Here is a 13,867-nt window from a genome sequence, read left to right on the forward strand (position 1 = left end):
CCGGCTCGCAGCAGAGCGTTGATCTGGGTGCTGTCGCCGAAGGTCGCCGCCTCGACGAGACGCTTGGCCAGTTTCCCCCGCCGTCGTCTGTTCACGGTCGCTCAGGCTAGCCAGGAGGTGAGCGAAACGTCTGGTCACAACCATTCGTCGATGGCCGCTACCAGGACGGTCGCCTCGTAGCGGACCGCGAGTTCGTCATACCTCGCGGCCACTTCTCTGGTTCAAGCGCCCGGCTGGGCTCCGCACCGCCGGGCGGGCTTCCCGATTCCGCTCGGGGCGCCGCTCCTGCCTCCGGCCCGCTCCGCCCCGGTGCGCCGACGCCGGCCCACTGGCCCGGAGGGTACCGGGTCGAAGATCTCCTCCTGCGCGATTTGCATGTCCGGCGCCACCCGGTCGAAGATCGTCGGCTCCACGAAGAAGCCCCGGTCGTACGCCTCCCCGCCGAGCCGGCCACCGCCGATCACAACCTCGGCGCCCTCCTCCCGGCCGATCCGCAGGTGGTCGAGGACCCGGGCCTGCTGGCGGGCGGCAGAGCGGACCGACAGCGGTGAAGTCGCGCCCCCACCTTGGTCAGCCGTGACATCGATGTCATGTTTCGGCCAATGATCGCCTCCATGGAGCCACTGCCTGAAGATCCCTTGAAAGCGGGATCACTTCTGGACGACGCTGGGGCGCGCATTCGTGTCCGATCGCCAACTCCGGTCGCATCAAGGAGTCTTCAATGAGCTTGGCCATCCGTGCCTCGCTGGTCGCTGTTGCTCTCGTTGGGGCTGTCGCCGCGCCTGCGGGCGCGGCCTCCCAGGATCAACCACGTTCCGAAGCGAAGCCGTTGGCCGCGCAGTCCACCGCGGTGAGCGGGACGGGCGGTCTCAAAGTCGCCATCAAAGCCGCGAGCGGGACCGAAGAGGTTCTGAAGGCCGACACCGCCGCCGCGGTCGCCGCCGCCAACGTGTGCGGATCGGGCTACACCATCTCGGTGAGCGCCGCGCGGTACGGCACCTACGGCACCGCGTACACGTGGTGGAACGGCACCTACAGCGGTAGCAACACCCTGTACGACCGGCCCATCTGCGCCGTGTTCTTCAACGACACCGGCATCACGCACTACATGGGCATCCGGCTCAAGGACAACTACACCGCCACCGCGGACACCGAGGACTTCGGCGCCTTCTCCCAGTACGCCGGTCCCGTCTACCAGAGCAAGGGTTACTGCGGCCAGGCGTACTCCTACATGGAAGACGCCACCGGCAAGGTCCTGGTCGACAACTACCTCAGTGTCGGATCATGCAACTGATGCACCTCCCGTCCCGCCCGCTCCGTCCCGGCCCGGCCACACCGTGGAAGGGCCGGGGCATGTCCGGCCTCGCCGTACTGCTCCTGACGACCGGTTGCGGCGCCGGGGAGGACAACGCCCACCGCCCTGAGACGCCGACCGCGGTGGTCTCTTCGTCGGCGCGGCCGGACACGCCGACCGCCGTCGCCACCTCCGGGGAACCGGCGGGGGACGCCGAGCCGACGCCCTCCTTCTCACAGGACGGCGCCACCAGGGTGCTCTTCTACGGCAACCTGACGGTGTCCGCCACCCCGGAGGCCGACGGCGTGCGGACCACGGTCACCGTGCGCAACGACACCGAGGACAGCGCCAACTACTACATCGAGATCAGCGTCGGGAACGGCGTCGACTGGGTAGGCACGAACACCTACCGCCTGACCGATGTGCCTGCCCATGGCAGCGACAGCCAGACCAGCACTATCGGCGGCGTCCATCTCGGGCCCATCCCGCAGCACCCGAAGATTTACGTCGACCGGATGGAGCAGTACTGAATCGGGACGCGGCGTCTACCGGCCCGAGGAGACGCTGTCACGAAGGATCCACCATGGTCGCGTCGATCGACACCCGCTTCAACCGCCTCACCGCCACCCAAGTGACCGTGGAGGACACGAGCGGCCGCGACGCCGACCACATACCTCTGGCGTTCCCCCAGGACGCCGACCAGAAGATGGCCCGGGTGAACGGGGTCGAGGCCGCTGGCGTGTACACCAAGCGCAAGGCCCTTCGCAACGCCGTCAGTGACGAATGGACGCCCGTCCTCGACCCGGCGACCCTCGCCGCTGCCCCCGCACTCGGGCTCGCCACCGGTCTCCTCGTCGGCCTGTATCCGTCCTGGCGTGCAAGCCGCATCCAACCCGTCGAAGCACTGCGGCACTGACCTCACCTCCCTGGCGCGGTCCGCCCGGATCGCGCCACTTGCACCTGGTTTCACGCGAAAGGAAACAGCTGTGGCAGACGAACAAGTCCTCAGAGCCCAGAAGTGGGTCAACTCCAACTACGGCAGCGTCGCCGGCTACGTCGCCTGCCCGGAGAACGGCCAGACCGGTTGGGGGACCATGAACTCCCTGGTCATGGCACTTCAACACGAACTCGGCATCAGCCCGGTCGTGGCGTCCTTCGGCCCCACCACGGCCTCGAAGTTCGCCGCCCTCGGCGACATCGGCTTCGAGTGGGACACCAACCGCAACATCGTTGCCATCCTCGAGTACGCCCTGTGGTGCAAGGGCTACTGGGCCGTCGAGCCAGGCAGTGAGGGCTGGTTCACCGGCGTCACCCGTGATGCCGTCGCAAAGCTGCGGTCCAACATGGGCATTGGTGGCGAAGGAGTCATCAACGTCCAGGTCGCCAAGGCCTTGATGAACATGGACGCATACGTCGTCGTCGCGGGCGGAACCGACGGGATCCGCGAGATCCAGCAGTGGCTCAACGGCCGCTACTGGACCAGGAGCGCCTACAGCATCGGCCCGTGCGACGGCATCTACTCCCGCGACGTCCAGAAGTCACTGATGATCGCCCTGCAGTACGAACTGGGCATCGCCGCTCCGAACGGTAACTTCGGGCCAGCCACCCAGGCAGGGTTGCAGTCCCACACGCTCACCCAGGGCAGCTCCGGCGTCTTCGTCCAACTCTTCTCCGCCATATGCCTCTTCAACTCACCCACCTACGACAGCGACGGCAACGACGTCAACACGACATGGCGTTCCTCCTACGACTCCGGGCTCACCCAATGGGTCCAACTATTCCAGCGATTCAACAAGCTGACCGCGAACGGGAACGGTGACTACGAGACATGGGCACAGCTCCTGGTCTCCATGGGAGACCCGGATCGTGCTGTGACCGGCTCGGATACGCGGTACGAGATCACCAGCTCCCGCGCCAAGTGGCTGTTCGACAACGGCTACCGATTTGTCGGCCGTTACATATACGACCCGCCCGGCTCCACTCTCGACAAGGAGATCAAGCCGGGTGAACTGGACGTCATCTTCGGTGCAGGCCTCAAGGTCTTCCCGATCTACCAGGACAATGCCCGCCGGCTCGCGGACTTCACCTACACCAACGGCTACTCACACGGTCTGAACGCACACAAGTGCGCCTCCGACTACGGCTTCAATCGCGGTACCACCATCTACTTCGCCGTCGACTACGACGCGACCGGCGAGGAGATCGCCAGCTCCATCGTGCCGTACTTCCACGGTGTGCAGGCGGCCCTGGCCAGCCAAGGAAAGAAGTACACGCACGGTGTGTACGGATCCAGGAACGTCTGCAGCACCGTGAGCAACAAGACGTTCGCCCGTTACTCCTTCATTTCCGGCATGTCCTACGGGTTCTCCGGAAACCTCGGCTTCCCCATCCCCAGGAACTGGACCTTCAACCAGATCAAGGAATTCCACGTCACCAACGGCTCCGACGGGTTCGATCTGGACAACGACGCGGTCTCCGGCCTCGACCGCGGCGTCTCGTCGGTGAGCGACGCCGGTGGCCCTGCCGACGACTTCATCGCCTACGTCCAAAAGCTGTACGACCTGGCGGGCTCCTACGGTGCCAGCGGCCAGAAGCGCAGTCAGCTCGTCATGGAGTACATCCGCCACCACTCGTACGGCGACAAGGACCTCGCGAACAAGGTCGGCTGGTGGTACCTCATCGGCTCGTACGACAGTGGGTTCGTCGACTACTGCAACTCCAACGGCATGAGCGTCAAGGCCCTGTTCACCGATCCCTTCACCGGCTACCAGCTCGGCGCCGAGCACATGATGGCCACGGCCAACGCCCACCTCCTGACGGCGCAGCCGGACAACAAGAAATCGGCCAACGGGGGCGATGTCGGCGGTTGGGCAGGCGACTTGATGACGTTCTGGGCCGATTGGCGCAACTCCGAGCAGGAGTATGCCGATCCGCTGCAGTTCGCCCACGCCAAACTCGCGGTACCCGGGGTCAATTCATCGTTCGGATTCAACGATCTCATCGAGGACGCCGACGGATACCTTCTCGCCCGGGCTGTAAATGGCGGCAAGACCATCGTCGATGCTGTGAGGGACCACTACAACGGCGGCGGCGGCCTCAAGCGTTTCAACGACTATTTCACCAACAGGTGGGGCAACGCCACCGACTGCAAGACTTCCGCGCACAACGCCTTGACCGCGGTGGACGCGACGCTATCCGTCGCTCAGCTCCAACTCATCACCCTCGCCGGAGTGGTGTCTCCGAGCGACTACCAGAACCTCCCCGGCGGCGGTGACAAGCTCAGCAACTTCGAGCAGGGCTTCGTCGACGCACTGCTGGCTCGTATGGGTACGGAGACCGCCAAGCTGTCTCTGTACCAGGCGAACCACGAAAAGTACCTCAAGGCGGCCCGCTCACGCGCCGCCCAGTGACGACAGATAGAACTACGGAATGAAGCAAGCCGGAGCCCTTATCGCCGCACTGATCCTCGTCGTCTGGTTGGTGTGGAACCTGTGGAATGTCTTCCGTATCGTGACCGGACTTCGAGACCGATCATGGCGGCGCCCGCTGTGGTGGGTACGCGTGTGCTCTGTCTCTCTCTTCGCGGGCCTCTTGGCGTGGATCTGGGGCGTGTTCAGGACAGGGCTCGATGTCCGCGAAACGTGCCAGTTCGTCCATCACGTGCACTACGACAGGGCGTACAGGGATGCGCACGCAGCGGAGTTCCAGAAGTTCTTCCCACTGCACAACAGGTGCAATGCACACTTCGATCTGGTTCCCGCGTGGGTCAACCCGTCCCTTGCGGTGTGCGCCGTCATCTCCATCGTCGCCATGGCCGTCCTCGTGAAGTTCGGCATCACCCACCTCACTCGCTTGCCCCGAAAGGAAAGTCAGTCATGACCCAGACTGGTCTGTCACGACGCCGGTTCATCGGCGCCACGTCCGGCGCTGCGGTAGCCGCAACACTCGTCAACCTCAGCGGAACCGCAGTGGCCTCCGCCGACACTCGCACGTGGAAGAGCGCAACGTCGAAGAACGGCTGGTCCGTCCTGGACGAGGCAACAGCGTTCACCATTGAGGGCAGTGGCCGGAAGGTCTCACTCGCCGAGGGCGACGCGGCCACGATCCTGCTGCACGTGGCCCGAAGATTCCACTACGAGATCGACTCCCTGCGGGCCGGTGACGTTCACGGTTGGACCATCAACCGTGAGGTGGCCGAGGCATATGAGTCGAACTACCTGTCCGGAAGCGCGATAGCAATCCGACCCGTCGCGTATCCGGTCGGCGCGAAGGACAACCTGTACCCGAACGAACTTGTCGTCGTCCGCGACATCCTCGCTGAACTTGATGGCGTCGTGGCCTGGGGCGGTGACTTCAAGACGCCGAAGGAATCTCACTTCGAGATCGCGCTCAAGCCCAGCCACCCACGTGTGAAGGGGGTGGCTCGCAAGATACTCGGGTGGAACGACGGCCCGGGCAACCACGGTGCCGGCGCAACCGACGCCTTCGACCCAGAGCGCCTCAAAGTATCTCGCACGTTCACGCAACGCACATCTTGACTGGTCTGGTGCTCTTGCTCCCGCGAGTTGATCTAGGCCCCTCGGATCACGTCGGCTCGGAGAGCAAGGGCGATGCTGGGTGGCTGGGTGAGTGCGTTGCGCGGGACACCGGCTTCGAGGGCGAGGGCGGCGATAGTGGGCGCATCACCCAGCCGGCTCTCACCACGTGCTGGGTGATGCGCCTCTCGGCCGGGTGAGCGGCGTGGTCGGGGCGGGGGCAGTCATGGTGGTCATCCCCGTCGGTATCGGTCAGTGGCCCGACATCGGGCGCAGGCGCACGGGGACGGAGGCGTGCCCGTTGCTGATGAGGCTCGGCAGTTTCTTCAGCGCGGTTCGCTCCGTGGCGAGTCGGGCGTCGGGGAAGCGTTCGAAGAACAGGCGCAGCGCGGTGGCGACTTCGAGTCGGGCCAGCGGGGCACCGAGGCAGAAGTGAACGCCGTGTCCGAAGGCGAGGTGTTCCTTGCTGGGGCGCATGGCGTCGAAACGGTCGGCCTCCTCGTGCCAGTCGGGATGGCGGTTGGCGGCGGCGTAGGAGGCAAGGATCGCCTCGCCGGCCTTGATCGTCTGGCCGTCGGGGAGCGGGATGTCGGTGCGGGCATAGCGCAGGGGAAGGTGCTTGACCGCGGGCTGGTGGCGCAGGGTCTCCTCGACGACGTCCTGCCAGGTGCAGCGGCCTTCCCGGATGTGGGCGAGCTGCTGGGGATCGGTCAGCAGGGTGGTGATGGCCTGGTCGATCACGTTGACGGTGGTCTCGTATCCGGCGCTGATCACCAGCAGGAGCGTGTCGCGTAGCTCGGCGTGGCTGAGGGCGGAGCCGTCTTCCTCGTCGCGGGTGGCGATCAGCAGCGAGGCCATGTCCTCACCGGGCTCAGTGCGCTTGGTCTCGATCAGGACGTCCAGCAGGCCGTAGAGGGCGGCGGTGTTCGCGGCCTGCTCCTCGACGGAGAGATGGGTGGCGAACACGTTGTCCACCACGGTGCGGAACTCGGCGCGCTGGTCGGCGGGGACGCCCACGAGCTTGCCGATGACAGCGATCGGGAGCGGGTAGGCGAAGTGCTCGCGCAGGTCGACCGTCCCGTCGGCCGGGAGGCCGTCGAGGATGCCGTCGACGAGGGCCTCGATGTCCACCTGGAGGGCGGCGGTACGGCGGGCGGAGAAAGCGGGGGCCACCATGCGGCGCAGGCGGCTGTGATCCTTGCCGTAGGCGGTGAACATGTTCTCCGCCACGACCCACAGGGCCAGCGGCCAGGCGGTGACGGTCTCTGCGAAGGCCGGCCAGTGGGCGCGGCCGTCCTTGGAGACGTCCTTGCTGGTCAGGAGCTGCTTGAGGAGGGCCGGGTCGGAGACCGACCAGGCGCGCACGCCGAGGATGTCCACCAGCGTCGCCGGGCCGCGCTCACGCAGGGCCCGGTGTTCGGCGTCCGGGTCGGATCCGGTCGGGTCGAGGACGAGTATGTGCTGTTCGGACACGGTGAGGTCTCCTTCAGCTGCTGTGGAAGGTGACGGGCAGGGCGACCAGGCAGCGGTGGAAGGGAGGAAGACGCCAGACGACGTCGTCCCGGCGGCCGTCGAGGTCCGTCACGGGCAGAACGTCGACGGCATGGTGGATGGCGGCTTCGGCGCTGAGGTACGCATGCGATCTGGCCGGGCGGCTGTGCGGGCCGGCTCCCCAGGTGCGGTGGGCCCGATTGCCCAGCGGCCGGTGGGAGCCCAGCGTGGAGTCGTTGTTGCAGGCGGTGTGACTGATGACCACCGGCGGTCGGCCGGAAGCAGGGAGCCGCCGATGTCGACCGGCCGGGTCGGGTAGGTCATCAGGAAGTCCGCCATTCGAGTCGGTCCGCCGAACGTAGTGACTCCAGCAGGCGGAGTAAGTCAGGCCGGGACAAGGCCACCGCGCACCTCCTGCGTCCCGTCAAACATGGAGAGTTGCACGGTGGCTGCCTCATGTGCAGGGAGCGGAGACCGTCACCGGATGCACGCCCCGGGCATCCGCCCGCGCACACCCGCACGGCGATCGGCTACACCGTCACGCGTGAAGCCATCTCGTCGCAGCGGCTGGTGGAGTTCGCCAGTTCGACCATGCCGGGCCGCAGCCCCTGCTCGGGGACTGAATCAGTCATGTCACGCCGGCGCGGTCGCTCGCTCGGTGGATGGCCCCATGCGGTGAGCTTCGTCCTGCGCGAGCAGGGAGAGGAGTGAGGCCACCGTCACGCCGAAGTTGGCTTCGGCGGAATGGCGAAGGGTCCTCGTGGGCTCGATCTGGTACGTGTTGCCGCGTCCCTCGTGGGTGGGGGAGAGGTAACCGTCCTGCTCCGGGTCGGCGATGATCTTCTGCACCGCCCGTTCGGTGAGGCGACAGTCGCGGCGATGTCCCTGATCCGGGCGTGCTGGGTAACGGACGGCGAGGCACCGGTAACACTCTGCGTAGTGCCGCGGGAGGTTCGTCGGTGGCTGGCCTCACGACCTCACCGGGGCCGCCCGTGCACAGCGCCCGGGCAGGCCGACCGATCTGCTGCGATGCCAAGGAGTCCCACAAAAGCGCATATGTGCCGAACCGTATGACCCTCGCTGTCCGTGGAGCCAGACAGAAGCCGACTTGCACGCAGTACCTCATCGATTCCCTACATGCCGAAGGACGGATCAGAGGTTCCCGAAACACACCATGCGATGCATGCGCTCCTGGCACCGGCCACGCTCGTCGTGTCCCCGCGCTGCGAAGTCGCCGCCACCGCGCGGCCCCGGCCCGTACTCGGCGGACACCACGGCGACGGCACTGCGCGGCGACGGAGGCGTGCAGCGATCGAGAGAGGCCGTGAACACGGCATCCACCACACATCCCTGTCCTCGCCTGCGCCCCCCTGTCGGCGCAGTCCCCGTCACCACCAGATCAGTGAGGAACCGGCACCATGCATCTGAACTTCCGCACACCAGGCCCGCGATCACGCGCTGCGGCCGGACTGGCCGTCGCCACCATCGCCACCGCCGGCGCGCTGGGGCTCCTCAGTTCGTGCGGTCCGTCGTCGCATCCCTCGTCCTCCGGAGCCGGGGCCATCACGCCCGGTCCGGGTCAGCATCAGACCCCCGGGATGCCCGGTGCCACGAGGCCGGGGAACGCGGCGGGCTCCCCTCCCGGCTCGTCGCCGATGCCCAGCATGAGCATGCCCACGAGTCACTCGAGCCAGGGCGCGGCGGCCGCGCCGGTGACCGGGAACGCCGTTGCGATCAAGAACTTCGCATTCTCCCCGGCCACTCTGAAGGTGAAGGTGGGCACGACGGTGACCTGGACCAACCAGGACACCGACGCCCATACCGTCACCAGTGCCGGAACGGGCGGCCCGTTGCATTCCGCCGCCCTGGCCACCCACGCCACCTACCGCTACACGTTCACCAAACCCGGCACCTACGCCTACCTCTGCACCATCCATCCGTTCATGACCGCCACCGTGGAGGTGACCTGATGACCGACTACTACGACAGTCACGACGGAGCGCCGGACGACGACGCCGGTCGGCCCGACACGGAACACGGTATGACTCGGCGTCAACTGCTCCGCCACGCAGGATGGTTCGGCGGCGCCGTGGTGCTGACCGTGGCCAGTGGAGAGGTGATCAGCCACATCGCCGACTCCCCGGGCACCAACGCCGGGGCCACTGCGGATGCCGCCGCCGTGAGAAGCGGCGCGCTGCGGTTCGTGCAGGTCTCCGACAGCCATATCGGGTTCCAGGGCCCTGCGAACATGGACGTGGCCGGCTCATTCACCGAAGCGATCAACCAGGTCAACTCGCTCGGCTTCAGGCCTGACTTCGTCATGCACAGCGGCGACCTGACCCACCTGTCCACGGCCGGACAGTTCGATCAGGTCAAGCAGATGATGGCGGGAATGAGGACAGAGCGTGTCTTCACCGTACCGGGCGAGCACGACTCCATCGGCGATGCGGGCCGCGCCTACCGGCGGACCTTCGGCATGGGCACGCTCGGCGACGGCTGGTACAGCTTCGACACCCACGGCGTGCACTTCATCGCCCTGGTCAACACCCTGAGCCTGGAGAAGCTCGGCCATCTCGGCAACGACCAGATCGACTTCGTTCGCAAGGACGTCGCCGGACTGCCGTCGGACACCCCCGTCGTGGTCTTCAGCCACATCCCGCTGTTCGCAATGTACCCGCAGTGGGGCTGGAGCACCGACGACGCCCTCAAGGTCATCGCCCTCCTGCGCCGCTTCTCCTCTGTCACCTGTCTCAACGGGCACGTCCACCAGCTGTTCACCAAGACAGAGGGCAACATCACCTTTCACTCCGCCACCACCACCGCCTACCCCCTGCCCAAACCGGGCCGTGCCCCTGCCCCCACCCCGCAGGTCGTTCCCGCCCGACAGCTCAAAGAAGCACTTGGCATCCGCAGCGTCGGCTACCGCCAAGGCGACCGCGAACTGGCCATCAAGGATCAGAGGCTGGCATGAACATCCGAAGACTCCCCATACCAGCCTTGCGGTGGACGACCGCCGCCACCCTCGCCGCCGGCGGTTACATCCACGCCCAGCTCTACGTCGACGAGTACCGCTTCATCCACATCATCGGCCCCCTGTTCCTCCTCCAGGCCAGCGCGTCCTTCGCCCTCGCCGCCCTGCTGCTCCTGGGGACACCACCCCTGCTGCTCAGGGCCGCCGCGGCAGGCGTCGCGCTCGGGGCCCTCGGCGGCTTCACCGCCTCGCGCACCGTAGGCGTGTTCGGATTCACCGAGCGCGGCCTGCAGCCCGCACCACAGGCCATCCTCAGTCTCCTCGCCGAAACCGGAACGCTGCTGCTCCTCGCGGTCTGGCAGATGACGGTGGCCACACGACACCGCGCTGCCCGACCACCCGTCAGACCGGCGATCCCGAACCGGGCCACCACCCGCGCACCATTCGACTGAGCCACCACGGCGAAGCCCGCCGTCTACGACACCGGCCACTCTTCCCGGAACCAAGAGGTATCTCCCATGCACCTGGAACCACGCCCAGGAATCGCCTGGCCGAGTCCGCACCTTCGCGAACTGAGGGACGCTGTGCGCATCCTGCTCGGCCTGGACGACGACACCGCAGTCGTGATCCGCCAATTCGGCTGTGGTGGAATCGGTTACCCACCGCTGGAAACCGTCGTCGAGGTGCTGCCCATGGACGGCGGGCTCCACCGCTGGACACTCCACCGCCCAGCCGACGAGATCACCGAGCACGACCTGGCCTCCGCTTTTCAGTCGACTGCGGCTGAGCTGGGTTGACGGCGTCGATGACGTCCTTGCTGGCCGTACGCGGTCGCGGGGCATGCCGAGGGCCCGACACGTAGAGGTCGGGCCCTCCGCTGCCGGAAGCGGTTGTGAACGGTCGACCAGGCGCCGTAATTCACCCGGCAGCGCCCGCTGCCGCCCATCGGTCATGAACCGCCACATCACGCCCTCGAACTGCTGCCGCAGCCGCCCGGGACAGGGGTCGTGACGAGGCCTCACGCCGAAATGGTGAGCAGCTTCTGGCTGCTGCCGGCGTAGATGTCGAAGTGACTGATCGCTCCTGGCGACATGGGTACCGTCCCGGAAATCCTGGCGCCGCCCGGGTACTCGCCGGCCTGCCAGGTGGCGGCGGTCGCTGTGGCGCCCGTGACCCCGACCGCTTGCAACCTGCACGTGATCCCCGGGGGCGCTCCCTTGGCCGAGACCTGCAGGTCACTGCCCCAGGCGGCGGGCGAGACCTGCACCGAGGCGGTCACGCCTGTGGCGGGGTCGGTTCCGGAGAATGTGCGGACCGGGGCCGGTGACGTCGGTGCGGGCTGTGCCACCTGGCCGCTGGTGGCCGCGACGGTAGCCAGCCACGTGCCTCCCGACGCTGCCCCCGCGATGAGCGTCGTGGCCGTGGCGACCCCCACCAGCTGCCTCCGCCAGACGGTACGACGTCGGGACGCGGCCTGCTGGAGCAACCGGTCGAGCCGGCTTCCTTCGGTTCGCCCCGGGACGCCCCGTACGGCAGCGGCCGCAGGCTGCGGCCGCGCGCTTGCGGCGGCCCGCCGTACGAGCCGATCGGCCAGTTCCTCGCCTGCAGGCGCGGCCGCGGCCTCGGCCTCGGCCACGCTGACCGTCGCGAGCAGCGCGGGCAGCCCCGCCAGTTCGGCATGCTCGGCGCGGCACTCGCCGCATTCCGCGAGGTGGGCGCGCACCCCCTCCGTCTCCGCAGGGGACAGCGCGCCTAGCACGTACCCGCCCAGGGACAACCGGATGGCGTCATGGTCGCCCTTCATGGTCTGCACCTCCTCCACGCCGCTGTCACGGCTCGATACCCCGTTCCTGCAGCGCCAGCCGCAGAGCCTTCAAGGCGTAGTACGTCCGCGACTTCACGGTGCCTACCGGAAGGTCGAGCACCTCCGCGGCCTCGACCATCGTCCGGCCCCTGTAGTACGTCTCCAGCAGCACGGCACGGTGTTCCGGGGACAGGGTCCGGAGGGCGTCGGCCACCGCCCAGCTCTGCAACGCCTGCTCGATCTCGTCTTCCCCGGCCGTCCGGTCCGCGACCCGTTCCAGCGCCTCGCCATCGACCTCGGTAGGCCTGGCCTGGCGGGCCCGGTGGGCGTCGACGACCAGATGCCGGGCAACCGTACAGAGCCATGCCCGGGCCGGACCGCGTTCGGGGTCGAACGCCTCGGGGTGCTGCCAGGCCCGCAGCAGTGTCTCCTGCACCACATCCTCGGCCCATTGCCAGTCTCCCGAGGTCAAACGCAGGACGAAGTGGAACAGCGGCCCGGCGTGCTCGGCGTACAGCGTGCGGAGCAGTTCCTCGTCCGCGTCGGAAATGGTCCCCCCGCCAGAGACACGGTTTCCGGAGCCATCCGGCTCACTCGTTGGACCGCGCTTCGGAAGACTCCACGGCATGGAACAATTATCGCATAGTGCGTAAATCTTCAAAATGTCACAAAGGGCACTTAAGTGCTGAAACAGGCGCTCCGCGAGCACGGCGGATTCACTGCCCACGTCCTGCTGGGCCCCCTGCCATCACGTACAGCGGCTGCGCTGTCGCAACCGACGCCCCGGCATCCGGCTACCGGCCGACGGATCACCACCGTCCACGCCGCAACCAACTCCGGGTCGCGCGGGCCCTTGCGCTCGCCCGCGCGAGAGGCTGTTGTGGAGCACGCGATCGAGTGTCTGCTCCTCCGCGCCGGAGGCCCGGATGACCTTACGCCGGAATGGTGAGGAGCTTTCGGCCGTTGGCCGCGTATATGTCGAAGTGGCCGATGGATCCGGGGGGCACAGGTGCTGTCCCGGAAATCGTGTTGCTGTCTGAGTAACCGCCGGCCCGCCAGGTGGCGGCGGTCGCTGTGTCCCCCGTGACCGCGACCGCTTGCAGCCTGCACGTGGTCCCGGGGGGCGCTCCCTCAGCCGTGACCTGCAAAGTGCTGCCCCAGGCGGCGGGTGAGACCTTCACCGAGGCGAACACGCCGGTGGCGGGGTCGCTTGCCGACAAGGTGCGGACCGGGGCCGGCGAAGTCGTTCCCGGTTGAGCCACTTCACTGCCGGCGAAGCCCGCGATCGCCAGCAACGTGCCGCTGGAGGCGGCCGCGGCCATGAGCGTCAAGGCGGCCGCGACACTGACCAGCCGCCGCCGACGGGTCGCGCGACGTCGGGCCGTGGTCTGTCGGAGCAGTTGCTCCAAGAGACCGGGCTCGGGCACCTGCGGGATGGACGGCTCGGCGGGTGGATCAGTCAGCTGTGGGCTGGGACGGGCGCGGTGCGCGGCCTGTCGCAGCAACCGGTCCGCCCGGTCCTCGCTGGGCGTGGGCGCGGTCCGACCCGAGGCCTCGGCCTCGGTGATCGACGCGAGCAGGGTGGGCAGCCCCGCCAGCTTGGCGTACTCAGCCTGGCACTCGGTGCATTCCGCGAGGTGGGCGCACACCCGATCCGACTCTGCGGGCGACAGCATCTCCAGCACGTATGCGCCCAATGACAGCCGGATGGCGTCACGGTCCGCATTCATACTGTCCACTCCTTCCTGCCGCCGTCACGATGCGTGTAGGGA

Annotated in this window: 16 protein-coding genes and 1 pseudogene; 10 read left to right on the top strand and 7 right to left on the bottom strand. The window is 67.3% G+C overall.

Features of this window, described 5'->3' with window-relative positions:
• Positions 1-221: 221 nt before the first annotated feature.
• Entirely contained in the window at positions 222-635 is a 414-nt protein-coding gene (locus TNCT1_RS36975) for an aldehyde dehydrogenase family protein (RefSeq protein ID WP_143634637.1), read from the bottom strand.
• 194 nt (positions 636-829) lie between these two features.
• Between TNCT1_RS36975 and TNCT1_RS21310 the strand changes: the two genes are divergently transcribed.
• From TNCT1_RS21310 to TNCT1_RS21340, 6 genes and pseudogenes are all read left to right on the top strand, one after another.
• Positions 830-1,294, top strand: a complete 465-nt coding sequence (locus TNCT1_RS21310; protein WP_235902785.1) for a hypothetical protein — start codon at positions 830-832, stop codon at positions 1,292-1,294.
• Positions 1,285-1,824: a hypothetical protein gene (locus TNCT1_RS21315; protein ID WP_143634517.1), complete on the top strand. Its 540-nt coding sequence runs from the start codon at positions 1,285-1,287 to the stop codon at positions 1,822-1,824. Before TNCT1_RS21310 ends, TNCT1_RS21315 begins: the two co-directional genes overlap by 10 nt.
• Before the next feature lie 251 nt (positions 1,825-2,075).
• Positions 2,076-2,210, top strand: a pseudogene (locus TNCT1_RS21325) (ABC transporter permease); the annotation flags it as partial.
• 193 nt (positions 2,211-2,403) lie between these two features.
• Positions 2,404-4,704, top strand: coding sequence for a glycoside hydrolase domain-containing protein (locus tag TNCT1_RS21330; protein ID WP_235902786.1), 2,301 nt, complete (start codon positions 2,404-2,406; stop codon positions 4,702-4,704).
• 19 nt (positions 4,705-4,723) lie between these two features.
• Positions 4,724-5,173 carry a hypothetical protein gene (locus tag TNCT1_RS21335; RefSeq protein WP_143634520.1) on the top strand — a complete coding sequence of 150 codons (450 nt, stop codon included), beginning with the start codon at positions 4,724-4,726 and terminating at the stop codon, positions 5,171-5,173.
• Positions 5,170-5,832 carry a hypothetical protein gene (locus TNCT1_RS21340; protein WP_143634522.1) on the top strand — a complete coding sequence of 221 codons (663 nt, stop codon included), beginning with the start codon at positions 5,170-5,172 and terminating at the stop codon, positions 5,830-5,832. The genes TNCT1_RS21335 and TNCT1_RS21340 overlap by 4 nt, the downstream gene beginning before the upstream one ends.
• 249 nt (positions 5,833-6,081) lie before the next feature.
• On the opposite strand, the gene TNCT1_RS21345 is transcribed toward TNCT1_RS21340, so the two are convergent.
• The 3 genes from TNCT1_RS21345 to TNCT1_RS21355 form a co-directional block, all read right to left on the bottom strand.
• Positions 6,082-7,302, bottom strand: coding sequence for a cytochrome P450 (locus TNCT1_RS21345; RefSeq protein WP_143634524.1), 1,221 nt, complete (start codon positions 7,300-7,302; stop codon positions 6,082-6,084).
• Between the two features lie 13 nt (positions 7,303-7,315).
• On the bottom strand, positions 7,316-7,585 hold the full coding sequence (locus tag TNCT1_RS21350) for a cytochrome P450 (protein WP_216856672.1): 270 nt from the start codon (positions 7,583-7,585) through the stop codon (positions 7,316-7,318).
• Positions 7,586-7,953: 368 nt separating this feature from the next.
• Positions 7,954-8,169: a hypothetical protein gene (locus TNCT1_RS21355; protein WP_143634526.1), complete on the bottom strand. Its 216-nt coding sequence runs from the start codon at positions 8,167-8,169 to the stop codon at positions 7,954-7,956.
• Between the two features lie 569 nt (positions 8,170-8,738).
• Between TNCT1_RS21355 and TNCT1_RS36380 the strand changes: the two genes are divergently transcribed.
• From TNCT1_RS36380 to TNCT1_RS21375, 4 genes are all read left to right on the top strand, one after another.
• Positions 8,739-9,290, top strand: a complete 552-nt coding sequence (locus TNCT1_RS36380; RefSeq protein WP_235902788.1) for a cupredoxin family copper-binding protein — start codon at positions 8,739-8,741, stop codon at positions 9,288-9,290.
• Positions 9,290-10,291 carry a metallophosphoesterase gene (locus tag TNCT1_RS21365; RefSeq protein WP_143634528.1) on the top strand — a complete coding sequence of 334 codons (1,002 nt, stop codon included), beginning with the start codon at positions 9,290-9,292 and terminating at the stop codon, positions 10,289-10,291. Before TNCT1_RS36380 ends, TNCT1_RS21365 begins: the two co-directional genes overlap by 1 nt.
• Positions 10,288-10,743, top strand: a complete 456-nt coding sequence (locus TNCT1_RS21370; protein WP_143634530.1) for a hypothetical protein — start codon at positions 10,288-10,290, stop codon at positions 10,741-10,743. The genes TNCT1_RS21365 and TNCT1_RS21370 overlap by 4 nt, the downstream gene beginning before the upstream one ends.
• Before the next feature lie 132 nt (positions 10,744-10,875).
• The gene (locus TNCT1_RS21375; protein WP_235902790.1) at positions 10,876-11,088 is read left to right on the top strand and encodes a hypothetical protein; all 213 of its coding nucleotides are present in this window, start codon (positions 10,876-10,878) and stop codon (positions 11,086-11,088) included.
• A gap of 221 nt (positions 11,089-11,309) precedes the next feature.
• On the opposite strand, the gene TNCT1_RS21380 is transcribed toward TNCT1_RS21375, so the two are convergent.
• The 3 genes from TNCT1_RS21380 to TNCT1_RS21390 all read right to left on the bottom strand — a co-directional run bounded on the left by TNCT1_RS21380 (position 11,310) and on the right by TNCT1_RS21390 (position 13,825).
• Positions 11,310-12,095 (bottom strand): zf-HC2 domain-containing protein, encoded by a 786-nt coding sequence (locus tag TNCT1_RS21380; RefSeq protein WP_143634534.1) that lies wholly within the window; start codon positions 12,093-12,095, stop codon positions 11,310-11,312.
• Positions 12,096-12,120: 25 nt separating this feature from the next.
• Positions 12,121-12,723, bottom strand: a complete 603-nt coding sequence (locus TNCT1_RS21385) for a sigma-70 family RNA polymerase sigma factor (RefSeq protein WP_174266383.1) — start codon at positions 12,721-12,723, stop codon at positions 12,121-12,123.
• Between the two features lie 304 nt (positions 12,724-13,027).
• Positions 13,028-13,825, bottom strand: a complete 798-nt coding sequence (locus tag TNCT1_RS21390; protein ID WP_143634536.1) for an anti-sigma factor — start codon at positions 13,823-13,825, stop codon at positions 13,028-13,030.
• Positions 13,826-13,867 lie beyond the last annotated feature (42 nt).

The sequence above is a fragment of the Streptomyces sp. 1-11 genome (genome assembly GCF_007176755.1).
Taxonomy (GTDB): Bacteria; Actinomycetota; Actinomycetes; order Streptomycetales; family Streptomycetaceae; genus Streptomyces.

Excerpts from the sequence above, each read along its gene's own strand:
- TNCT1_RS21385 (WP_174266383.1), bottom strand. The coding sequence starts at position 12,723 with ATGCCGTGGAGTCTTCCGAAGCGCGGTCCAACGAGTGAGCCGGATGGC.
- TNCT1_RS21380 (WP_143634534.1), bottom strand. The coding sequence starts at position 12,095 with ATGAAGGGCGACCATGACGCCATCCGGTTGTCCCTGGGCGGGTACGTG.
- TNCT1_RS21330 (WP_235902786.1), top strand. The coding sequence starts at position 2,404 with ATGGCACTTCAACACGAACTCGGCATCAGCCCGGTCGTGGCGTCCTTC.
- TNCT1_RS21340 (WP_143634522.1), top strand. The coding sequence starts at position 5,170 with ATGACCCAGACTGGTCTGTCACGACGCCGGTTCATCGGCGCCACGTCC.
- TNCT1_RS21335 (WP_143634520.1), top strand. The coding sequence starts at position 4,724 with ATGAAGCAAGCCGGAGCCCTTATCGCCGCACTGATCCTCGTCGTCTGG.
- TNCT1_RS21390 (WP_143634536.1), bottom strand. The coding sequence starts at position 13,825 with ATGAATGCGGACCGTGACGCCATCCGGCTGTCATTGGGCGCATACGTG.
- TNCT1_RS36380 (WP_235902788.1), top strand. The coding sequence starts at position 8,739 with ATGCATCTGAACTTCCGCACACCAGGCCCGCGATCACGCGCTGCGGCC.
- TNCT1_RS21315 (WP_143634517.1), top strand. The coding sequence starts at position 1,285 with ATGCAACTGATGCACCTCCCGTCCCGCCCGCTCCGTCCCGGCCCGGCC.
- TNCT1_RS21365 (WP_143634528.1), top strand. The coding sequence starts at position 9,290 with ATGACCGACTACTACGACAGTCACGACGGAGCGCCGGACGACGACGCC.
- TNCT1_RS21370 (WP_143634530.1), top strand. The coding sequence starts at position 10,288 with ATGAACATCCGAAGACTCCCCATACCAGCCTTGCGGTGGACGACCGCC.